Annotated in this window: 16 protein-coding genes; 4 read left to right on the top strand and 12 right to left on the bottom strand. The window is 71.0% G+C overall.

The annotated features are described in order from the left end of the window. Nucleotides 1–17: 17 nt before the first annotated feature. The 5 genes from ABME02_RS11680 to ABME02_RS11660 form a co-directional block, all read right to left on the bottom strand. The gene (locus ABME02_RS11680) at nucleotides 18–5,876 is read right to left on the bottom strand and encodes an Ig-like domain-containing protein (protein WP_353815505.1); all 5,859 of its coding nucleotides are present in this window, start codon (nucleotides 5,874–5,876) and stop codon (nucleotides 18–20) included. Beyond that, nucleotides 5,873–7,288, bottom strand: coding sequence for a serine/threonine-protein kinase (locus tag ABME02_RS11675; protein WP_353815503.1), 1,416 nt, complete (start codon nucleotides 7,286–7,288; stop codon nucleotides 5,873–5,875). Before ABME02_RS11675 ends, ABME02_RS11680 begins: the two co-directional genes overlap by 4 nt. Before the next feature lie 89 nt (nucleotides 7,289–7,377). After that, the gene (locus ABME02_RS11670) at nucleotides 7,378–8,184 is read right to left on the bottom strand and encodes a PP2C family protein-serine/threonine phosphatase (RefSeq protein WP_353815502.1); all 807 of its coding nucleotides are present in this window, start codon (nucleotides 8,182–8,184) and stop codon (nucleotides 7,378–7,380) included. Nucleotides 8,185–8,209: 25 nt separating this feature from the next. Continuing rightward, a complete protein-coding gene (locus ABME02_RS11665) occupies nucleotides 8,210–9,325 on the bottom strand; it encodes an FHA domain-containing protein (RefSeq protein WP_353815501.1) in 1,116 nt (371 codons plus the stop codon). Nucleotides 9,326–9,354: 29 nt separating this feature from the next. Then, complete coding sequence (locus tag ABME02_RS11660) at nucleotides 9,355–10,785, bottom strand: gamma-aminobutyraldehyde dehydrogenase (RefSeq protein ID WP_353815500.1); 1,431 nt, start codon at nucleotides 10,783–10,785, stop codon at nucleotides 9,355–9,357. 202 nt (nucleotides 10,786–10,987) lie between these two features. On the opposite strand from ABME02_RS11660, the gene ABME02_RS11655 reads away from it, so the two are divergent. Both ABME02_RS11655 and ABME02_RS11650 read left to right on the top strand, forming a co-directional pair. Continuing rightward, nucleotides 10,988–11,470, top strand: coding sequence for an Lrp/AsnC family transcriptional regulator (locus ABME02_RS11655; RefSeq protein WP_353815499.1), 483 nt, complete (start codon nucleotides 10,988–10,990; stop codon nucleotides 11,468–11,470). 28 nt (nucleotides 11,471–11,498) lie between these two features. Beyond that, nucleotides 11,499–12,914: an aspartate aminotransferase family protein gene (locus ABME02_RS11650; protein ID WP_353815498.1), complete on the top strand. Its 1,416-nt coding sequence runs from the start codon at nucleotides 11,499–11,501 to the stop codon at nucleotides 12,912–12,914. 160 nt (nucleotides 12,915–13,074) lie between these two features. Here the strand turns inward: ABME02_RS11650 and ABME02_RS11645 are convergent, their stop codons facing one another. Continuing rightward, nucleotides 13,075–14,280: a DUF4192 family protein gene (locus tag ABME02_RS11645; protein WP_353815497.1), complete on the bottom strand. Its 1,206-nt coding sequence runs from the start codon at nucleotides 14,278–14,280 to the stop codon at nucleotides 13,075–13,077. Nucleotides 14,281–14,482: 202 nt separating this feature from the next. Between ABME02_RS11645 and ABME02_RS11640 the strand changes: the two genes are divergently transcribed. Further along, nucleotides 14,483–14,974 carry a methylated-DNA--[protein]-cysteine S-methyltransferase gene (locus ABME02_RS11640; RefSeq protein ID WP_353815496.1) on the top strand — a complete coding sequence of 164 codons (492 nt, stop codon included), beginning with the start codon at nucleotides 14,483–14,485 and terminating at the stop codon, nucleotides 14,972–14,974. After that, nucleotides 14,971–15,591, top strand: coding sequence for a DNA-3-methyladenine glycosylase I (locus tag ABME02_RS11635; protein WP_353815495.1), 621 nt, complete (start codon nucleotides 14,971–14,973; stop codon nucleotides 15,589–15,591). Before ABME02_RS11640 ends, ABME02_RS11635 begins: the two co-directional genes overlap by 4 nt. A 35-nt stretch (nucleotides 15,592–15,626) precedes the next feature. Here ABME02_RS11635 and ABME02_RS11630 read toward each other — a convergent pair whose 3' ends face one another. The 6 genes from ABME02_RS11630 to atpA all read right to left on the bottom strand — a co-directional run bounded on the left by ABME02_RS11630 (nucleotide 15,627) and on the right by atpA (nucleotide 21,352). Beyond that, entirely contained in the window at nucleotides 15,627–16,385 is a 759-nt protein-coding gene (locus ABME02_RS11630; RefSeq protein ID WP_353815494.1) for a YaaA family protein, read from the bottom strand. Further along, on the bottom strand, nucleotides 16,385–16,957 hold the full coding sequence (locus ABME02_RS11625) for a P-loop nucleotide/nucleoside kinase family protein (protein ID WP_353815493.1): 573 nt from the start codon (nucleotides 16,955–16,957) through the stop codon (nucleotides 16,385–16,387). Before ABME02_RS11625 ends, ABME02_RS11630 begins: the two co-directional genes overlap by 1 nt. A 10-nt stretch (nucleotides 16,958–16,967) precedes the next feature. Further along, a complete protein-coding gene (locus ABME02_RS11620; RefSeq protein WP_067947101.1) occupies nucleotides 16,968–17,228 on the bottom strand; it encodes a F0F1 ATP synthase subunit epsilon in 261 nt (86 codons plus the stop codon). 2 nt (nucleotides 17,229–17,230) lie between these two features. Next, nucleotides 17,231–18,688, bottom strand: coding sequence for a F0F1 ATP synthase subunit beta (atpD, locus tag ABME02_RS11615; protein ID WP_353815492.1), 1,458 nt, complete (start codon nucleotides 18,686–18,688; stop codon nucleotides 17,231–17,233). Between the two features lie 27 nt (nucleotides 18,689–18,715). Beyond that, nucleotides 18,716–19,624: a F0F1 ATP synthase subunit gamma gene (locus ABME02_RS11610; RefSeq protein WP_155841222.1), complete on the bottom strand. Its 909-nt coding sequence runs from the start codon at nucleotides 19,622–19,624 to the stop codon at nucleotides 18,716–18,718. Between the two features lie 90 nt (nucleotides 19,625–19,714). After that, the gene (gene atpA, locus ABME02_RS11605; RefSeq protein ID WP_353815491.1) at nucleotides 19,715–21,352 is read right to left on the bottom strand and encodes a F0F1 ATP synthase subunit alpha; all 1,638 of its coding nucleotides are present in this window, start codon (nucleotides 21,350–21,352) and stop codon (nucleotides 19,715–19,717) included. Nucleotides 21,353–21,371: the final 19 nt, after the last annotated feature.

The following is a 21,371-nucleotide window of genomic DNA, read 5'->3' as shown; positions in this document are numbered from 1 at the left end:
GGTGCTCCTCATGGGACTCATCGGGACTCGAACCTCGCGGTGACGCCCGCGACCTCAACATCCAACCAGACGAGGTCGCCGGGCTTGGCTCCGTTGACCTGACAGGAGGTCGCGCTCTGGGCCGTGCGGCCGACGCGGTCGCCGTCGGCACCGCACCGGAACGCGGCCGGGAGGCCGTTGTTCGCCGGGGCGGCCGTCCACGACCAGGTCGAGGTGGCGTCATCGTAGGCGCGACCGGGGAGCGCGAACGTCAGTGTCGGCGAGTCCCCGCCGGGGAACGTGCCCGACCACGGGCCGCAGGTGCCCCAGACCGTGCAGCTGCGGACCTGGAAGCGCGCGGTCTCCCCGAACGGACGGTTCAGCAACTGTCGCAGCCAGCCCGAGCCGGAGAAGTCCTTCGGCGAGCCGACGCGTGCGCCGGCGGCGTCGACCGCGATGATCTGGAGGCGCTTCGACCCGCCGTCGACGTCGTCGATGTACCGGTCCCAGGTCTCCGGGTTGGTCCAGTCCATGTCGCTCCGGACGTCCGAGATCGCTCCCGGCGCCGGACGGACCACCGTCGCAGCGACCTCCGTGGACACGCAGCCGGCTCGGTTCCAGCCCCAGACGACGAAACCGTATCGCGCCGACTCCACGTTGGTGCCCGTGAACTGGACGCTCGAGGCCCCGGCGCCCACGCGGACCATCTCGGCGACCGTCCCGCCGACCGTCGGGGCGACGACCGTGCCGGGCGCCGGGCTGGTCACCGAACAGGCCTGCGCGCCACCGGGGACCGACGTCTCGCCTTCGACGAGGCGCTGCACGAAGTACCCGCCGATGCCGTCGCCGTTGCCGTCGAACGGCGACCACGACACGACGACCGTGCCGGCGGCGGGGTCGGCGTCGACTGAGATCCCGCCCGCGATCGGCGCGCCGAAGGGGGTGCCGATCGTGCTCGCCTCGGTCCACGCGGCGAGCGCGGGCAACGCCCCGTTGCGGGCGCTGACGGTGATGCCCACGGAACTGCCGTTCGCGAGCCCCTGCGATTCGACCGAGCAGACGGACGCGGTGCAGGCGAGGTCGGCGTCGACCTCGATCGGGGATCCGGCGATCCAGACGACGTAGGTGCTGACCGGGCTGCCCGCCCCGGTCGGCACGGGTGCCCATTCGACCCGGAGCCGCCCGTCGAGCGGCACCGCCCGCAGGCCGGTCGCCGCCGGCGGGATGACGTCCGACCAGACCGGGGTCGGGAGCTCCACCGGGTCGCCGAGCCCGATCGCGTTGCGCGCCTGGATGCGCACGAGGACGGCGGCGCCGGGGCCGTTGCCGAGCGTGGGCACGGTGCAGGTGGTCGCCGCGCACTCCGAGGCTGCGAGTTCCTCGCCGCCCGCGGGGTCGAGCAGGCTGATCCGGTAGGCCTCGATCGGCGAGTTGTTCGATGCGCCCGCCCCGAACGCGAGGTCGAGTTCCCCGTCGCGGAACGCGGTCAGGCGTGCGTCCGTGATGGGATCCGGCCGGTCCTGCACGGAGATCGTGACGGTCCCCCATGCATAGCGGCTCGAGTCGTTCGTGGCGTCGGCCACCTGGTACTCGAGCGTCGTGTTGATGGGCTCGGCACCGGAGGAGACCGTGACGGAGAGGCGCGACCGGTCGGCATCGGGCACGACGGTCAGGCCGGCGGGGAGGTTCTCCGCTCCGAGCCCGCGAACACGCAGCACGCGGAGCGGCGTCCCCGGGAACGGGTTGCCTGCGGCGTCGTTGTCGAGCACGTCGACCGACGTCGTGCGCCCGCGCGGTGCGATCGCGACATCCGGGGCCGGCCGCGCGATGGGACGAGTGGAGGGGACGACGCGCAGCTCGATGCGCCCGGGGGTGCCCTCCACGCCGTCGGCCGAGACCCCGACGGTGATCGAGGTCCGGGTGCCCTGCGGGGTCGACTCCGACGCGCGGACGCGCAGCTCGGTCCCATCGAGGGCCGCGCCGAATCCGTCGGGGAGGTCGCCGACGATGCGGTACTCGAGTTCGGCGTCGCCCGAACCGGCCAGGATGGTCAGGCGCTCGAGGTCGATCGCCTTCTCCTGCCCGGGTTCGAAGTCGATCACTCCCCCGTCGAACGCGGGCGGCTGCCCTTCCCTCGGCGTGACGTCGATGGGGATGACGATGGTCCCGGTGCGCCCCTCCGGGTCGTCCGCGGAGTCGCCGTCCGTGACGGTGAACGAGATGGATGCCGGTCCGAAGTACCCGGCTTCGCTGCGGAACCGCACGGTGTCGGCGTCGACCGCGAGGTCGCTCCCGTCGGAATGCGACGCGCGCACGGTTGCGGCATCGGTGAGTCGGACCGGCCGGCCGGACGCGGCGACGACGTAGTCCTCGAGCTCGAGGACGACCTCCTCGCCGGACGTCACCTCGACGGGCGGAGCATCCCTCCGCAGCTGCGGCAGCGCGTCGTCCCTGCCCGGCACCCAGATGAACGCGTACGCGCGCAGCTCGGGGTCGTCGGGGTGGGCGACGGTGTACGGCACGATGCGGCGACGGTCCTGGACCTCGACCCGCACGGTGCCGCCCGAGACGCGCGCCCCGTCGGAGTATCCCGGGACGAGCGCGACGTCCGCGGCGGCGGCATCCGCATCGGCGATGAAGACCTCGTCGAGCACGTCGACGTCGACCTCCTCCTCGTCGAGCACGTCGGTGAGGCTCAGGACGACGTCGGCGGCCTCCGGCCGGCTGAGCGTCGCGTCGGGATCGGCCGTGATGCGCACGAAGCTCGAGGCGCTCGCCTCGCGCTCGTTCGCGATCGTGTAGATGGCGCCGTACAGGCCCGGACCGTTCGGGACCTCGACGACCACCATGTCGTCGACCTGCTCGACCACGGTGCCGGGGGTGTTGGCCTCGACGCCCGTGAGGCGCAAGGCCGAGCCGTCCGGATCGGTGTCGTTCTCGAGCACGCGCACGGCGATCGTCCGCCCGGGTCGCACGGTGATCTCGTCCTCGATCGCGACCGGACGCCTCGCTCCGTCGAGACCCGGCGCAACCCCGACCCGAACGGTGCCCGTCGCACGGGCCCCGAGGGCGTCGACGACCGTGTAGGCGAACGTGTCCGTGCCCGCCGAGTACTCCCCGGCGTGGTACTCGAGCCAGTCGGCGCCTCGATCGACGACGGTGCCGCGCTCGGGGTTGGACTCCTGGCCGATGAGCTGCACGGAGTCGCCGTCCGGGTCGATGCCGCCGAGCGCGATCGGGATGCGCACCGTCCCGCCTGCCAGGACGCGCGCGATGGCGGTGCGCGGCACGGGCGGCGAGTTGCTCTCGGCATCCGCGTCTCGGACGGTGATCCGCACCGACGCGGTCCCGAACTGCCCGTCGGGGCCCTCGACGCGGTACACGGCCTCGAACTCGCCGGGGCGGTCCGGTGCGTGATAGCGCAGGCGCGATCCCGAGGTGAACAGCAGCCCGGCAGCCGGCTCCTCCACGAGATCGGGCGCAAGCGTCAGTCGGTCGCCGTCGGGATGCTCGTCGTTGTCGAGGACCGGGATGTCGATGACGTCGCCGGTCCGCGCCGACGCCGTGTCGGCCACCGCGACCGGCGGCTGGAACCGGTCGGGCCTCGGTACCTCGACGACCGTGACCGAGCCCACGGCGTCGGCGAGACCGCTGCTCACGCGATAGTCGAACGTGGTGGAGCCGGTCGCGAGCGGCTGCATCAGCGTGACTCGGAGGATGCGATGCTCGACGACCTCGACGCGGAGCGCGGGATCGACCTCGTCCTCGAGGCCGGTGATGATGAGCAGTCCGCCCGTGGGATCGATGTCGGACGCGAGCACGTCGACCTCCATCGGGTGCTCGAGACGGAGGAACGCCGTGTGCGGCACGGTGATGGGCGTCGTGTCGCGCTCGGGGGGCGCCGAGACCTCGACCCGGACGAGGCCCGTCGCGGTGCGGCCCTCGTCGGTCACGGTGTACTCGAGGTAGTGCGTGCGGACGTCGTCCGTCCGGAATCGGAACGTCCCGGCATCGAAGTCGGGGGTGATGATCGCACCCGGCTTCGACGGCACGGCCGTCAGGTGAGGCATCCCGGTGCCGCCCCGGACGTGCCGGAGCGGTTCGAGTTCGATCTCCTCCCCGGCGGTGGCGAGGGCCACGAACGACTCGGCGACGAGCGGCGCTTCGCCCGGGGCGCGGACGGCGACCACGAGGGCGCCCACGCCTTCGTCTCGCCCGTCCGAGACGGCCAGGGACACGGTCCGCGAGGCGCCCTCGCCGGCCTCGTCGAACACGACGACCCCGTCGGCCGTCGACGAGACCCGGTCGGGGGCGTCCACGTTCGCGCGCCGCAGGAAGATGGGGTCGCCGTCCGGGTCCACCCATTCGCCGAGCACGGCCGTCGTCACGCGTCCGCCCTGTTCGACCATCGCCCGGCTCTCCCGGACCTGCCTCGGCGCCTCGTTCTCCTCGGGCGGCCGGACGGCGATGCTGACGATCGCCCGTGCGCTGCCCCCGCGTCCGTCGTCGATCGTGTAGCCGAACTCGAACGCGCCCTGCGCACCCTGGCCGAGGGTCAGTTGGACCTGCTGCCGGTCGGCCACCAGGTCGAGCCGGGCTCCGACGGGCAGGTCGCCGTCCACGGTCGAGACGACGAGGACGTCGCCGTTGGCGTCGTAGTCGTTCAGCAGCACGGGAAGCAGTGTGGCGCGTCCGGGTCGGGCGCCGAACTCGTCGTCCAGCGCGACCGGCGCCACCTGGGCCTTCTCGATCGTGGGCGTCGCGTCGGGGTCGTTCTGCTCGACGGTTTCGTCGTCCCGCTCGATCGCGAGGAGGTCGTCCCAGTTGTCGATCAGGCCGTAGTCGCCGGAGGCCGCCCACGTCGCGCCCGAACGCCGGTCGTTCAGCACGACCGTCTCGCCGTTGGCGCGGAAATCCGGTGAGAGCGCGCCTTCGGCGCCGACCAGGCTCACCTCGCTGCCGGACCCGCCGTCGCAGTCGCGCCAGGCCGTCCGGTCGCCCCACGCCGCGTGACGGCACTCCGCATGCACCAGGGGTGCTGCAGGTTCTCCCGAGTGCGCGGCGGACAGCTGCGTGGCCTCCGAGCCGTCGAACGGGAGCTCCAGCAACCCCTCTCGCGTGGCGAGCAGCACGGCGTCGCCCGCCGCAGCGGGCCGCTGCAGGACCGGGTCGTCGGCGTCGAGTCCCTCCAGGGCCGTGGTCGCGCCGCCCTCGAAGGTCACGACCGCCGCCTCCGCGTCGAGGATCGCCCACCGGCCGCCGACCGACGTGATCTGCGTTTCCGCCTCCTCGTCGAGCGGATCGACCTCCCACGTGGCCTGCGTCCGGTCCGGATCAGCCGCGGACAAGCGCGAGACGACGCCGGTGGTCGGCGTGAAGGCGAAGATGCGCCCCGCCTCGTCGACGGAGACGACCGATCCGGCGCCGAACGACAGCGCAGGATCCGCCTCCGCGTCGAACGAGGCGAACTCGTCGACCGGCCAGACCCAGAGGTCGCCGCCGGCGGTGACGACGACGCGGTCGCCGGCGAGGGCGAGTTCGGCGTCGCCGGGGACGGCGACCGTGGCGGTGACGGTCGACGTGGTGGGATCGACGATCCCGACGCTCGCGCGATCGCGGTCCAGGACGAGCACCGTGGCGCCGCTCTGGACGATCTCGGACCGCGTGCCGCCGGTGTCGACCACGGTGTTCAGCTCGTGCACGGCCGTGTTGGCGCGCCCCACGGTCTGCAGCCCGTCGTTCGGCACCCACACCGAGGCGTCCCCGAGGTCGACCCGCTGCGCCGTGTACCCTCCGGATGCCACGGCGATGCCGGCCACGAGCGCGACGACCGCCGCGATCGAGGCGCCGGTCACGATCGCCGATCGCCGACGCGCCCAGAGGGTCCGGAGATTCATCGCGGGACCTCGTCGACCTCGGTGCAGCGCTCCGCGCTCGGCTGGCCGGTCCGGCCGTCGCGCCAGACGGTGACCGTGGCGCAGACCGTGCCGGGCTCGTCGAGGCTCACCGCGTACTCGGCGGCCCGTTGCGGTGCTGAGGTCTCGCCCTGCACGGTGACGATGTAGGCGTCGCCCTGGCGGATGCCGGGGTCGTCCCACGCGAACTCGACCGTGGCGCCGTCCGTGCTCGCCCGGACGTCGGCGACGACGGGGATGTCGCCGGCGCTTCCGGCGACCGTCAGGAGCCCGGCGACCACCAACCCGACGAAGACGGCGGCCGCGATCGCGACGCCCAGGATGAGGCGGCCGGTCGACGGCGGCGTGGTGCGGGCGCGGCCGGACAGCGAGCCCTGGGAGTGCGAATCGAGGCTGCGCGGCATCGGACGCGCGGACCCTCCGGCGCGGCGCCGCCGCGAGCGTCCGGATGCGGCGGCCACGCTCGTGCCGGCGCCGATGCGCGTGCGCTCGTCGAGGTCGACGGCGGTCGCGAGCGCCCAGTCGTCCATCGCGACCTCGAGCGGCGTCTGGGGCAGTGCGAGCTCCTCCTCGACCGACTGCAGGTCGCGGATGAACTCGAGGGCGCTGTCCTGCCGGTCGGTGGGCCGTTTCGACATCGCGCGGGCGAGCACCGCCTCGAGGCTCCGCGGCACGTCGGGCCGACCGGTGGTCGGGACCCTGGCCTTCTCGATTCGACCGACGAGGGCGACCGTGCCGTTGTCGCCACCGGGGACCTCGAAGGGGCTGCGGCCGGCGAGGAGCGAGTACACCGTCGCGCCGAGCGACCACACCTCGCTCGCGACGGTCCCCGCGACCTCGTCGAGGAGCACCTCCGGAGCCGACCACGGCACCGAGAGCCCGACCGCGTCGCTCGCCTCCGCCTGCCCGAGGGTCGCAGCGATGCCGAAGTCGGAGAGCACGGGGTGGCCGTACGCGGTCGTCAGGATGTTGGAGGGCTTGATGTCACGGTGCAGCACGCCCTGGCGATGCGCCGTCTCGATGGCGCTCGCGATCCTGACGCCGATGGCGAGCACCTCCGCGAGCGGGAGCTGCACCGCGCGGTAGCGCTGCCCGAGCGTCGCGGAGCAGTACTCCATGACGAGGTAAGGCCGGCCGTCTGCGGCGACGCTGGCCTGGTAGACGGTGAGGATCGACGGATGGCTCGAGAGCTGCGCCATGAGGTTCGCCTCGGCCTGGAACATCTGCCGCACTTCGTCGTTGACGACCTCGGCGAGCAGGACCTTCACGGCCACCAGCCGACGGGGCATGTTCTGCTCGTACAGGAACACGTCGGCGAACCCACCCGAGCCGAGGACGCGGATGAACGAGAACCCGGGCAGGTTGGGCGGGGTTGACGGCAGACGCCTCGACACGATCCTCCCGCCGACCTCTGGTGCGTTGCATCCCGGCGCGGCGACGCGTCGGGTCTCGCCCAATTCTAGGTCGGGTGCGTCGACCGGGATCAGCCGTCGTCGGCGGCTGTGGACGGCCGGACCACCCGGAGCACGTCGACGACGACGACCGTGACGTTGTCGCGCCCACCATTGCCCACCGCCGCCTCGACGAGCTGCCGGACGGCCTGCTCGGGTGAACGGCCCGAGATGAGGAAGTGGCGGATGCCGTACGGGGTCAGCTCCTTCGTCAGCCCGTCGGAGCACGCCAGCACGCGCATGCCCTCCTCGAGCGGGATCGCCCGGTAGTCCGGGATCGGGGCCTCGTGGAAACCGACCGCGCGCGTGATCACGTTCGAATGCGGGTGCGTCTCCGCCTCCTCGCGCGTGATCTGACCGGCATCGACGAGCTCCTGGACGATCGAGTGGTCGACCGTGAGCTGCTCGAGCACACCGCCCACGAGGCGGTACACGCGCGAGTCGCCGATGTTGAAGACGATCCACGCCGGCTCGTCGCCGATGACGCCGAGCGCCACGCCCGTGACCGTCGTGCCGCTTCCCTCGTCGGTGACGCCGGCACCGCGACCCATGTCGCGAACGGCGAGCTTCAGTGCGTCGTCGATGTCGGCCGTGCCGACCGACGACTTGCCCCCGTGTTCGGCGAGCCGGGTGACCACCGCGGCGCTGGCGAAGTCCCCGGCCGCGTGTCCGCCCATCCCGTCGGCGACCGCGAACAGCGGCGCCTGCGCAACGAAGCTGTCCTCGTTGACGGCGCGGCGCAGGCCGGTGTCGGTCGCAGCCGCCCAGGCGAGCGTGACCTCCGTGCCGTCGGGGAGCACGACCGTGTGGCGGCTGTTGCCGTTGCCGATCTGCGTCACCCGGTCCCCCAGTGTCCGATCGAGTTCATGCGTCGACGCCCCCGAGCGCCGGGAGGATCTCGACGATCGTATCCCCTCCGAGTTGCAGGGAGGTGCCCGGCGTGACCACGAGCGACTCGCCGGATCGCAGCCGACGCCGGCCCGCAGGGGTCTGGACCACGGTCCCGTTCGTCGAGCGCAGGTCCGCCGCGACGAGTCGACCGCCCTCCATCCGGAGTTCGAGGTGCGTCGCGGAGACCACGCCTGCCGGCGAGTGGACGCGGACGAGCACCACCTCCCCGGTCGTCATCCGCGGCGCGCTCGGGCTGCGCCCGATGAGCACGGGGTTCGACACCTCGCCGACCTCGCCGCCGTCGACGCGGTAGCGCAGCGTGGGCTGCCCGCGCTCGACCGCGGGCGCGACGGATGCCGCGGCATCCGCTCGCACGTCGCCGGTGCGCTGCTCGACGAGGCGAGCGCGAGCCGCGCTCGTGAGGACGGTGTCGGCGTCGGCGGCGTTCCCCCGGGCGAACCGGACGGTGTCGTCGTCGACGACCTGCATGGGCGCCGTGGGGACGCCGGAGGTCGGTCCGCGCCGATCACGGTCCGCGCGGGAGGGCCGAGCGATCCGCGTGTCGGCGTCGGGGTCGCCGGCGCGCGAGTCCGGGCGCACCGGAACCTCGCGCCACGACCACTCCACCGCCGACGCGCGGAACGCCGCGCGGTCGGCGGGCACGGCCGTGCCGCGGAGGCCCGCCTGCCGCACCTCGTCGAGCGCCGAGTCGGCGCCGGCGATGCGCAGCCGCGTCACGGCCGTGAACTCGGCGAGGTGCCACGGCGTGATCTCACGCGAGTCGAGGCGGCGCGCGCCGCCCGGCGACGCGAGGTCGATGACCGCGTCGCCGCGCACGATCGCGGTGATCGGGTCGCCCGACGCCGGCCACCACACGATCGCGAAGTGCTCGACGCCGCCGGGGCCCATGGGGATCCGGGCCACGAGCTCCTCGAGTTCGAGCGACCCCAGTCCGGCGGACTCGGCGAGCCCGGTCAGGACCCGGTCGGCGGCCGGTGCCGCGACCGCCGCGATGAAGCGGGAGCCCACGACGACGTCCCACTCCGGGGAGCCGGGCTCGTTCCTGCGGCGCACCGCACCATCGACCATGCGGTCCAGTCTGGCACCGCGCGGGGGTTTCAGCCGATGAAGCTCATCACGTGCTTCAGCCGCGTGTAGTCCTCGAACCCGTACTGGGAGAGGTCCTTCCCGTAGCCGGAGTGCTTGAACCCGCCGTGGGGCATGTCGGACACGAACGGGATGTGCGTGTTGATCCACACGCACCCGAAGTCGAGGTGCTTGGCGAAGCGCATGGCGCGACCGTGGTCGCGGGTCCACACGGAGGCGGCGAGCGCGTAGTCGACCCCGTTGGCCATCGCGAGCGCGTCGCGCTCCTCGCGGAAGGACTGCACGGTGAGCACCGGGCCGAAGATCTCGCGCTGCACGGCCTCGTCGTCCTGGCGCAGGCCGGTGACGACGGTGGCCTCCCAGAAGTAGCCTCGGTCGCCCTGGCGCCGGCCGCCGACGGCGAGGTCCGCGTGGTCGGGCAGGCGGTCGATGAACCCGGAGACGTTGGCGAGCTGGGTCGGGTTGTTGAGGGGCCCGTAGAACACGCCGTCCTCGCGCGGACCGCCGGTGCGCGCGCTCGTCCGGATGCGCTCGACGAGTGCCGCGACGAGTTCGTCGTGCACCGATTCGTGCACGAGCACGCGCGTCGCAGCGGTGCAGTCCTGTCCCGCATTGAAGTACGCCGCGGAGACGATGCCCTCGGCCGCGGCTGCGAGGTCGACGTCGTCGAAGACGATCGCGGGCGCCTTGCCGCCGAGTTCGAGGTGGACCCGCTTGAGGTCGGATGCCGCGGCGCGGGCGACCTCCATGCCCGCGCGGACCGAGCCCGTGATGGCGACCATCTCCGGCGTCGCGTGCTGGAGCAGGGCGGCGCCGGTCGCGCGGTCACCGGTCACGACGTTGAGCACGCCGGCCGGAAGGAACTCGGACGCGACCTCGGCGAGCTTCAGCGTCGCGAGCGGGGTCGTGTCGGAGGGCTTGAGGACGACGGTGTTCCCGGCTGCGATCGCCGGCGCGATCTTCCAGACCGCCATGTTCAGCGGGTAGTTCCACGGGGCGACCTGGCCGATGACTCCGATCGGCTCCCGGCGGACGTACGAGGTGTGGTCGGCGAGGTACTCGGCCGCGGCCCGGCCCTCGAGGTTCCGCGCCGCGCCGCCGAAGAAGCGGAGCTGGTCCACCGACTGCAGGATCTCGTCGGCCACGAGGCTCGCGCGCGGCTTGCCGGTGTCCTGCGACTCCAGGTCGGCGAACTCCTCCGCGCGCTCCTCCATCGCGTCGGCGATCCGGAAGAGCGCCAGCTGTCGTTCCGCGGGGGTCGTCTCACCCCACTGCTCGAACGCGGATTCCGCGGCGGAGTAGGCGGCGTCGATGTCCGCGCCCGTCGAGATCGGGGCGGTCGCGTAGACCTGCTCGGTCGCCGGGTCGACGAGGTCGAGGGTCTCGTCGGCGCGCGCGTCGACGTAGCCGCCGCCGATGAAGTTGCGCAGGAGCTCGGTCACGGGGTTCCTCCGTCGGGATGTCGTCTGACGGCCGCTCGGCCGCGTTCGATGGCGCACCGGGCGAGGCCGGGCGCAGGTGCCGACCATGCTCGCACAGGAGCGGTCCGAACGGAAGAGCCCAGACGATGGAATCCGTGGTGAATGCCCTCGGAATCGACGGAATCGCTTGTCATTCAACAAAGTCACTGTCATGATCGAACGCATGACGAACGGGAACCGCTCGACGAGCCATCGGCCCGTGCAGCTCGACGACGTCTCGAAGGCGATCATCGAGCAGCTCCAGGCCGACGGTCGGCGTTCCTACGCGGACATCGGTAAGGCGGTGGGTCTCAGCGAGGCCGCCGTCCGCCAGCGGGTCCAGCGGCTCACCGAAGCAGGCGTGATGCAGATCGTGGCGGTGACCGATCCGATGCAGCTCGGCTTCACCCGCCAGGCGATGATCGGCATCCGGGTCACGGGCGACACCCGCGCGCTCGCAGAGGAGCTCGCGGCGATCCCCGAGATCGACTACGTCGTGCTCACCGCCGGCAGCTTCGACCTCCTGGCCGAGGTGGTCTGCGAGGACGACGACCAGCTCATCACACTGCTCAACTCCCGCATCCGCAACCTCCCCGGGGTCCAGACCACGGAGACGTTCGTCTACCTGAAGCTGCAGAAGCAGTTCTACAACTGGGGCACCCGCTGACTGCGGCGTCGCCCGGAAGGAGTTCCCGATGACCACCCTCGACGCGACTGCGCGCCTCGGCACCGCCGGCTTCGACGACGCCGCGCTGCAGCAGAAGGCGAAGGACCATCTCTGGATGCACTTCGCGCGCCAGTCCACGATGGAGGAGCACGGCGTGCCCATCATCACGCGCGGCGAGGGCCACCACGTGTTCGACGCCCAGGGCAGGAAGTACTTCGACGGGCTGTCGGGCCTGTTCGTCGTGAACGCGGGTCACGGGCGCCGTCGACTCGCCGAGGTCGCAGCGAAGCAGGCGGAGGAGCTCGCGTTCTTCCCGATCTGGTCGTACGCGCACCCCGCGGCGATCGAGCTCGCGGACCGCCTCGCCGACTACGCGCCGGGCGACCTCAACCGGGTGTTCTTCTCCACCGGTGGCGGCGAAGCGGTCGAAACGGCCTTCAAGCTCGCGAAGTACTACTGGAAGCTCCGCGGGATCCCCACCAAGCACAAGGTCATCTCGCGTTCCGTCGCCTACCACGGCACGCCGCAGGGCGCCCTCGCGATCACCGGGATTCCCGCGATGAAGCAGATGTTCGAGCCGATCACGCCGGGCGGGTTCCGCGTGCCGAACACGAACTTCTACCGCGCGGCCGAGATGGGCGGTCCGGCGGACGACCTCGAGGCGTTCGGCCTCTGGGCGGCGGACCGCATCGAGGAGATGATCCTGTTCGAGGGTCCGGAGACGGTCGCGGCGGTGTTCCTCGAGCCGATCCAGAACTCGGGCGGATGCTTCCCGCCGCCCCCCGGCTACTTCCAGCGCGTGCGGGAGATCTGCGACAAGTACGACGTGCTCATGGTGTCCGACGAGGTCATCGCGGCATTCGGCCGAATCGGCCACATGTTCGCGTGCGATGCGTACGGCTACGTCCCCGACATGATCACCTGCGCGAAGGCCATGACCTCTGGGTACTCCCCCATCGGCGCCACGATCGTGTCGGAGAAGATCTACGAGCCCTTCAAGACGGGGACGACGAGCTTCTACCACGGCTACACCTTCGGCGGGCACCCGGTCTCGGCGGCGGTCGCGCTCGAGAACCTGGACATCTTCGAGGAGGAGCGCCTCAACGAACGCGTGCGCGAGAACTCGCCGCTGTTCCGCGCGGAGCTCGAGAAGCTGCTCGACATCCCGATCGTGGGCGACGTCCGCGGCGACGGGTACTTCTTCGGCATCGAGCTCGTCAAGGACAAGGCGACCCGCGAGACCTTCGACGATGACGAGTCGGAGCGCCTCCTCCGCGGATTCCTGTCGAAGGCGTTGTTCGACGCGGGACTGTACTGCCGTGCCGACGACCGCGGGGACCCCGTCATCCAGCTCGCGCCGCCGCTGACCATCGGCCCCGCGGAGTTCCGCGAGATCGAGCAGATCCTGCGCGGCGTGCTCACCGAGGCGGCGAACCGCCTCTGACGCGCCGCGCGCGGCGACGTCGCGCCGCGTGCCGAGGGCTCTCCGAGACGCCCGGATCCCCAGGGTCCGGGCGTCTCGGCATCCGTCGACGTCCCGGCGTCCGTCGGCGTCTCGGTGTCCGCCGGCGTCCCGTCCGTCGGCGTCCCGCTCCGAGTCCGCCCTACGCGGCGGGCTCGGACCGTCCCGGCCCAGCCAGTGGTCGCGAGAACGCCCACTCGGGGAGCTCGCCGAGGGCGAGGAAGCGGCGCAGGAGCCCGGCCATGGTGTGGTCCGGCGTCTCGGAGATCGCGAGGTCGATGAGCGCGCCGGCCGCGGATCCACGACCGAGCGCCCACGAGAGCCACGCCGCGATGCAGAGCGCGCCCGTGCGCCGGCCGGTCGGGGCGTTGCCGATGGCGATGGTGACGAAGCCCAGGATCGACTGCACCCGATCGGCATCCGGTCGGATCGACGAGCGTCCGAGCATGAGCCTCGCCAGGTACCCATCGACGCTCTCCCCCTCGTCGGGACCCGGGCGTCGCTCCGAGCCGTGCGGCTCGTCGAGGCCCAGCGTGGTGCCGTGATCGCGCTCCACGTCCGCCGCGTCCAGCGACAGCTCGCCGATCGCGGGGCCGAACGCCGACTGGAGCATGATCGCGTCGCGGACTGCGGGCTGTTCCGCGAGTTCGAGGAGCCAGGCGAGTTCCTCCGCGGTGCCGTCGACGCGCGCTGCCGCGATCCGCTCCACGAGGACGATCGGATCCGCGGCGTCCCCCAGTGCGCGCTCGACACGATCGGCCATGTGATCGGCATGGGCCCTCGCACGTTCGGAGAGGCCGTCGAGGACCTCACGGATGTGCGCGGCGAGCGCCCGGTCGGCATCGGGGATGCGGACGAGGTCGGCCGCGGACTCGACGAGGCTCGCGGCGAGCCCCGACGCCTTCGTCGACGATGCCGTGATCGCGCTGCTCTCCTCGATGAGGCCGAGTGCCCGGCCGCCCGCGGGAAGGCCGTCGTCGAAGAGCGATCCCCATCCGTTCGGTGCCACCGTCAGTGCGTCTCGGACGGCGAAGCCGGCGCGCTCTGCGCCCTGGACGACGCACTCGAGGACGTCGGCCCGCGGGAGGCCCTCCCCGTCGAACGGCTCCTCGCAGTACGCGATGGGGACGATCCCGTCGACGCTCGGGATCCTGCAGAGCGTGCCCATCACCGAGGCCACGACGGCGTCGACGTGCGCGGAGTCCGGCAGGTCGTGTCGGAGCACCGCCGACGTGCGGTTGCCCTCGAAGGCGACGCAGACGAGGGAACGGGCCGGACGGTAGCCGGCGAGCACGGGGACGAGTGCCAGGAAGTCCTGAGGGGCGCCGGCGCGAATGGTGGTCGTCATGCGGGCAGCCTCGCTGCGACCGCGGCATGGACGGGCGCGCGCTCCCGGATCGGTGATCCGCGGCATGCCCCGAGGCGATGTGGAGGACGGCTCCCGAGGCGACGTGGCGGACCGGTCCTCCACACCCGACGTGGTCGATTCCACTTCGTGCGGTGTCCGATTCCCGCCAGTCGATGACGGATGCCGCGCCTATCCTCGAAGCATGAACTCCCCCTACCTGATCCGCCTCTCCAGCCCCGTCGGGCGGATCGAGCTCCAGGCCGACGATTCCGCGCTCACCTCGCTCACCATCGAGCGCGACGGCGCGCTCCCGCACGACGACCTCCCCGAGCGCACCTCGGCGCTCCTCGAAACCGCACGCTCCCAGCTCGACGAGTACTTCGACGGACGACGGACGAGCTTCGACATCCCCGTCCGACTCGACGGCACGCCGTTCCAGCGCGCCGTGTGGGCTGAGCTCCAGCGCCTCGCCTGGGGCGAGGCGACCTCCTACGGCGCCCTGGCGGCGGCCGTGGGGCGACCCGGCTCCGCTCGCGCCATCGGCGGCGCCGTCGGCGCCAATCCGATGCCGATCATCGTGGGCTGCCACCGCGTGCTCGCATCGGACGGCCGGATCACGGGCTACTCGGGCGGTGAGGGGATCCCGACCAAGGTCTGGCTCCTCGGGCACGAGCAGATCGGCTTCGCGGCGTGACCGGGTCCGTCGGGCCCGACCTGATCGTCGGCGATGATGGAGTGGCGAGATGCGCGTGGGGAGCCTCGGACCCGGAGTACCGGCGCTACCACGACGAGGAGTGGGGCACTCCGCAGCACGACTCGGACGTCCTGTTCGAGAAGCTCTGCCTCGAGGGCTTCCAGGCCGGTCTCTCATGGATCACCATCCTGCGTCGCCGTCCGGCGTTCCGGGAGGTCTTCCATGGGTTCGACCCCGAGCGCGTCGCCGCGATGGACTCGGAGGACGTCGAGCGCCTCCTCGGCGATGCGCGCATCATCCGCCATCGCGGGAAGATCGAGGCGACGATCTCGAACGCACGGGCGACGCTCGCGCTCGACGGCACGCTCGACGAACTGCTGTGGGGCTTCGCGCCGCCTCCACGGCCCGACCCGCCCGTGGGCTTCGCCGAGGTCCCGGCGGCCACCCCGGAGTCGACAGCGCTCAGCAGGCAGTTGCGCTCGCTCGGCTTCCGCTTCGTCGGACCGACCACGATGTACGCGCTGATGCAGGCGATGGGCATGGTCGACGATCACCTCGCCGGCTGCCACCGCTCACGCGCGGCAGCCGAGTATGCGGCGATTCCGGGGCGCCGGTGACCTCTCCGGGTCCGCCTCACGGCGCGATCGCGCGATCAGGCGACGAGCTCGAGCTCGACCGGCGCCGCCGGCCGCTCGGCGCCGACCTCGAGCCGGAAACCCGCGCCGGCGCACCACGACATCAGGTCGTCGCGCGTCTCGAGGATCGGTCGTGCGTCGAGCAGGGCACGCGTGAAGAGACCCTTCGCCCGCTTGTTGAAGTGGTTGAGCGCCCGACGACGACCGCCCTCGTCCACGGACACGACGCGGAGGAACACCGAGTCCCGCCGCACCGGGGCGGGACCGAGCTCGACGTATCCCTCCGAACGGAGGTCGACGATGAGTCCTGACCGCTCGGCGAGCACCGTGCTGATCGGATCCCGCCACTGCGGCCTGAGACGGAGCCCGGGCAGCCGCGAATCGTGGGACAGGCGGTAGGCCGGGATCGGATCCCCGGCACCGACGAGGCCGAACAGTGCCGAGTGCACGGCGACGTGCTCGGCGGCGAACGCGCGTGCAGCGCGGTCGAGGCTCGGAGCGTCGAGCGCGTCGTACAGCACGCCCGTGTACCGATCGATCGCCGGCATCGTCGGCGAGGTCAGGATGCGGCGGTTGCGATCGACCTCGGCGATCTGTCGCGGGCCGAGCTTCAGCGCGCGCATCATGGCGTCGGCGTCCGCAGCCAGCGCGGAGGCGGCCCGGAGCACCTCGTCGCGTGCATCGCGCAACGCGGGGAACGAGAGCGCGTCGAGCGACAACGGGATCGGATCGCCCCCGTCCCGCTTGGTCTCGGAGGGCGGCAGCAGGACCAGCACTACTCGGCGATGAAGGCCAGCGCGGCCTCGACGTTCACGCCCAACGGCTCCACGCTGTCGACGGTCACGCGAGGCAGGGCGGAAGAGGGTCCCGTCCATGGCGCATACCCGTCGAGGCTCTGCTCGACGGCTCTCCACGTGGTCTCGTCCAGGTGCGGGAGGTTGCGCTCTCGCTTCTCGAGCCGCTCCTTGTGCACGGACGCGTCGGAGCACACGACCTCGATGACGCGAAGGCGCACGTCGGCGCGCGCTGCCAGGTCGCGCCACTGCAGTCGGGCGGACTCGGCCGCGTTCACGGCATCCACGATCACGGTGCGACCGGAATCCAGTTCCTTCTCCGCGATCTGCTCGGCGACCAGGTAGGCGGCGAGGCCCGTCGGCTGGTCGACGTCGATGCCGGCCCGCAGGATCGCGGACTCGATCGGATCGACCGACACGACCGTGGCGCCGAGGCGGGCGCCGACGATCTCGCCGATCGTCGACTTGCCCGCGCCCGGCAACCCGGCCATGACGATGAGCTGTGTGACGCTCAGGTCACCGAACTGGCGGTCGAACGGCTGCTCCCCCTGCATCCGTGCTCCTTCAGGCGAGGGCGGCGCGCGACGCGACGACCTGCACGGCGTCGGACTGCACCGAGAGGAACCCGTCCTCGGCGTTCGCCGTGATCTTCTCACCGCCGGGCAGGGTGACGCGCACCTCGCCGCCGGCGAGGATCGCGAGCATCGGCTCGTGACCCGGCAGGATGCCGATCTCGCCTTCGACGGTGCGCGCCACCACCATGGCCGCCTCGCCCGACCAGACTTCCTGGTCGGCCGAGACGACGCTCACGTTGAGGGCGGCCATGCTCAGCCGTTCTCCTTCTGGATCTTCGCCCACTTCTCCTCGACGTCGGAGATCGGGCCGACGTTGAAGAACGCCTGCTCGGCGACGTGGTCGAAGTCGCCGCGGGCGATGGCGTCGAACGACTCGATGGTGTCCTTGAGCGGCACGGTCGAACCGTCGACACCGGTGAACTTCTTCGCCATGTAGGTGTTCTGCGAGAGGAACTGCTGGATGCGGCGCGCACGCGACACCGTGATCTTGTCCTCTTCCGAGAGCTCGTCGACGCCGAGGATCGCGATGATCTCCTGCAGCTCCTTGTTCTTCTGGAGGATCTGCTTGACCGTCGTCGCGACGCGGTAGTGGTCCTCGCCCAGGTAGCGCGGGTCGAGGATGCGCGACGTCGAGGTCAGCGGGTCCACCGCGGGGTAGAGGCCCTTCGACGCGATCTCACGCGAGAGCTCGGTCGTGGCGTCGAGGTGGGCGAACGTGGTCGCCGGCGCCGGGTCGGTGTAGTCGTCGGCGGGAACGTAGATCGCCTGCAGCGAGGTGATCGAGTGACCGCGCGTCGAGGTGATGCGCTCCTGGAGGATGCCCATCTCGTCGGCGAGGTTCGGCTGGTAGCCCACGGCGGAGGGCATGCGGCCGAGCAGCGTCGACACCTCGGAGCCCGCCTGCGTGAAGCGGAAGATGTTGTCGATGAAGAGGAGCACGTCCTGCTTCTGGACATCGCGGAAGTACTCGGCCATCGTGAGCGCCGAGAGGGCGACGCGCAGACGCGTCCCCGGGGGCTCGTCCATCTGGCCGAAGACGAGGGCGGTCTTGTCGAAGACGCCCGCCTCCTCCATCTCGTGGATGAGGTCGTTGCCCTCACGGGTGCGCTCGCCGACGCCGGCGAACACGGACACACCGCCGTGGTCCTGGGCCACACGCTGGATCATCTCCTGGATGAGGACCGTCTTGCCGACGCCCGCACCACCGAAGAGGCCGATCTTCCCACCCTGGACGTACGGGGTGAGGAGGTCGATGACCTTGATGCCGGTCTCGAACAGCTGGGTCTTGGACTCCAGCTGGTCGAAGGTCGGGGGCTTGCGGTGGATCGGCCAGCGCTCGGTGATCTCGATCGTCTCGCCGGGCTCGCCGTTCAGAACATCGCCGATGACGTTGAAGACCTTGCCCTTGGTGACGTCGCCGACGGGCACCGAGATCGGTGCGCCGGTGTCGTGCACCTCCTGACCGCGGACCAGGCCGTCGGTCGGCTTCAGCGCGATCGCACGGACGACGTCGTCACCGAGGTGCTGGGCGACCTCGAGCGTCAGCTCGGTGCTCTGCTCGCCGATCGTGATCGTGGTCTTCAGCGCGTTGTAGATGTCGGGGATCGAGTCGTGCGGGAACTCGATGTCGACGACGGGGCCGGTGACGCGCGCGATGCGGCCGACGGTGCCCGTCGTGTCCTGGACTGGCGCGATGGCGGTGTCAGTCATGTTCTCTTCCTTCTGGATGAATCTTGGCTACTTGGAGGAGGAGAGCGCGTCCGCTCCACCCACGATTTCTGCGATCTGCTGCGTGATCTCGGACTGCCGGGCCTCATTGGCCAGTCGGGTGTAGTCGGTGATCAGCTTGTCGGCGTTGTCGGTGGCCGACTTCATGGCCTTCTGCGTGGCCGCGTGCTTCGCGGCGGCCGACTGCAGCATGGCGTTGAAGATTCGGCTCTCGATGTACACCGGGAGCAGTCCGTCGAGGACCGTCTCGGCGTCGGGCTCGAACTCGTAGAGCGGGAAGACCTCGGCCTTGCCGGACGGCGCGACCTCCTCCTCGGCCTCGACGACCTCGAGCGGCAGCAGTCGCGTCACGACCGGAACCTGCGTGATGCGGCTGACGAAGCGGTTGTAGACGATGTGGATCTCGTCGACGCCGCCGTCCGCGCTGTCGCGGAGGAACGCCTCGAGGACGGCGTCCGCGACCTCCTTCGCGGTCTCGAACTCGGGGTTGTCGGTGCCGCCGATCCAGCTGCGCTCGTAGTCGCGCCGCCGGAACGAGAAGTACCCGACCGACTTGCGGCCGATCAGGAAGTACACGACCTCCTTGCCCTGGCTGCGGAGCAGCTCGGCGAGCTCCTCCGACTCACGCAGGACCTGCGAGTTGAACGCGCCCGCGAGGCCGCGGTCCGAGGTGAAGATCACGATCGCCGCGCGGTCGACCCGCTCCGGCTCGGTCGTGAGCACGTGCGAGACGTTCGAGTAGCTCGCCACCGCGGACACCGCACGCGTGATCGCGTCGGAGTACGGCGTCGACGCGGCGACGCGCGCCTGCGCCTTCTGGATCCGCGAGGCGGAGATGAGCTCCATCGCTCGCGTGATCTTCTTGGTCGTCTGCGCCGACTTGATCTTCTGGCGGTAGACCCGAAGCTGCGCTCCCATGTTTCTCCTGTGTCCTGGCTTCCTGTTCCCGAGGCTCCCGGTTCGGCCGGTACGGCCCGTCCCCGAGAGCCTCAGGGACGGCGGAATCGACTAGCGACGACCCTTGACGATCTTCTCCTGGCCGACCTCTTCCTCGTCGATGGCCTCGAACTTCTCGCTGCCGACCGAGGCGAGCGGCTTGCCCTCACCGGTCTGGAACTCGAGCTTGAAGTTGTCGACCTCGGACTCGAGGGTCGCGACCGTCTCGTCGGAGAGCACGTTGGTCTCGCGGAGGTCCGAGAGCACCGACGTGTTGCGGCCCAGGTAGTCGAGGAACTCGCGCTCGAAGCGCAGGATGTCCTCGACGGGGACCTCGTCGAGCTTGCCGTTGGTTCCGGCCCAGATCGAGACGACCTGCTCCTCGACCGGGTACGGCGAGTACTGCGGCTGCTTGAGCAGCTCGGTCAGGCGCGCGCCCCGCTCGAGCTGACGGCGGCTGGCCGCGTCGAGGTCGGATGCGAACATGGCGAACGCCTCGAGCGAGCGGTACTGGGCGAGCTCGAGCTTCAGCGTTCCCGAGACCTTCTTGATCGACTTGACCTGGGCGTCGCCGCCGACGCGCGAGACCGAGATGCCGACGTCGACCGCCGGACGCTGGTTCGAGTTGAACAGGTCGGACTGGAGGAAGATCTGGCCGTCGGTGATCGAGATCACGTTGGTCGGGATGTACGCCGAGACGTCGTTCGCCTTGGTCTCGATGATGGGAAGGCCCGTCATCGAGCCGGCGCCGAGGTCGTCGGAGAGCTTCGCGCAGCGCTCGAGCAGGCGCGAGTGCAGGTAGAAGACGTCACCGGGGTACGCCTCGCGGCCCGGCGGGCGACGGAGGAGCAGCGAAACGGCGCGGTAGGCCTCGGCCTGCTTCGACAGGTCGTCGAAGATGATCAGGACGTGCTTTCCGTCGTACATCCAGTGCTGGCCGATCGCCGAGCCGGTGTACGGCGCCAGGTACTTGAAGCCCGCGGGGTCGGAGGCCGGAGCGGCGACGATGGTGGTGTACTCCATCGCGCCCGCGTCCTCCAGCGCACCCTTGACCGACGCGATGGTCGAGCCCTTCTGGCCGATCGCGACGTAGATGCAGCGGACCTGCTTGGTCGGGTCGCCCGACTCCCAGTTCGCCTTCTGGTTGATGATCGTGTCGATCGCGATGGCGGTCTTGCCGGTCTGGCGGTCGCCGATGATGAGCTGGCGCTGGCCGCGGCCGACCGGGATCATCGCGTCGATCGCCTTGATGCCGGTCTGGAGCGGCTCGTGCACCGACTTGCGCTGCATGACGCCCGGGGCCTGGAGCTCGAGCGCGCGGCGACCCTCGGTGGCGATCTCGCCGAGACCGTCGATCGGGGCGCCCAGCGGGTCGACGACGCGGCCGAGGTATCCCTCGCCCACGGGCACCGAGAGGACCTCGCCCGTGCGGGTCACCTCCATGCCCTCCTCGATGCCGGTGAACTCGCCGAGCACGACGACACCGATCTCGTCCTCGTCGAGGTTGAGCGCGAGGCCGAGCGTGCCGTCCGCGAACTTGACGAGCTCGTTCGCCATGACCGAGGGCAGGCCCTCGACGTGGGCGATGCCGTCAGCCGCATCGGTGACGTACCCGACCTCGGTCTTCTGCGCCGCGCCCGGCTCGTAGTCGCGGGCGAACTCCGAGAGAGCCGAACGGATCTCGTCGGGGCTGATGGAGAGTTCTGCCATTGCCATTTCCTTTTCTGAA

It is taken from the genome of Agromyces zhanjiangensis (genome assembly GCF_040496055.1).
Lineage (GTDB): Bacteria > Actinomycetota > Actinomycetes > Actinomycetales > Microbacteriaceae > Agromyces > Agromyces zhanjiangensis.
Note: the sequence above shows the minus strand (reverse complement) of the source record. Positions and strands in the feature narration are given on the sequence as shown.

What these genes read in the sequence shown, in the direction of transcription:
- ABME02_RS11625 (WP_353815493.1), bottom strand. Translation starts at nt 16,957, where the DNA reads ATGCAGGGGGAGCAGCCGTTCGACCGCCAGTTCGGTGACCTGAGCGTC.
- ABME02_RS11680 (WP_353815505.1), bottom strand. Translation starts at nt 5,876, where the DNA reads ATGAATCTCCGGACCCTCTGGGCGCGTCGGCGATCGGCGATCGTGACC.
- ABME02_RS11650 (WP_353815498.1), top strand. Translation starts at nt 11,499, where the DNA reads ATGACCACCCTCGACGCGACTGCGCGCCTCGGCACCGCCGGCTTCGAC.
- ABME02_RS11665 (WP_353815501.1), bottom strand. Translation starts at nt 9,325, where the DNA reads ATGGTCGATGGTGCGGTGCGCCGCAGGAACGAGCCCGGCTCCCCGGAG.
- ABME02_RS11645 (WP_353815497.1), bottom strand. Translation starts at nt 14,280, where the DNA reads ATGACGACCACCATTCGCGCCGGCGCCCCTCAGGACTTCCTGGCACTC.
- ABME02_RS11640 (WP_353815496.1), top strand. Translation starts at nt 14,483, where the DNA reads ATGAACTCCCCCTACCTGATCCGCCTCTCCAGCCCCGTCGGGCGGATC.
- atpD (WP_353815492.1), bottom strand. Translation starts at nt 18,688, where the DNA reads ATGACTGACACCGCCATCGCGCCAGTCCAGGACACGACGGGCACCGTC.
- ABME02_RS11655 (WP_353815499.1), top strand. Translation starts at nt 10,988, where the DNA reads ATGACGAACGGGAACCGCTCGACGAGCCATCGGCCCGTGCAGCTCGAC.
- ABME02_RS11620 (WP_067947101.1), bottom strand. Translation starts at nt 17,228, where the DNA reads ATGGCCGCCCTCAACGTGAGCGTCGTCTCGGCCGACCAGGAAGTCTGG.
- ABME02_RS11610 (WP_155841222.1), bottom strand. Translation starts at nt 19,624, where the DNA reads ATGGGAGCGCAGCTTCGGGTCTACCGCCAGAAGATCAAGTCGGCGCAG.
- atpA (WP_353815491.1), bottom strand. Translation starts at nt 21,352, where the DNA reads ATGGCAGAACTCTCCATCAGCCCCGACGAGATCCGTTCGGCTCTCTCG.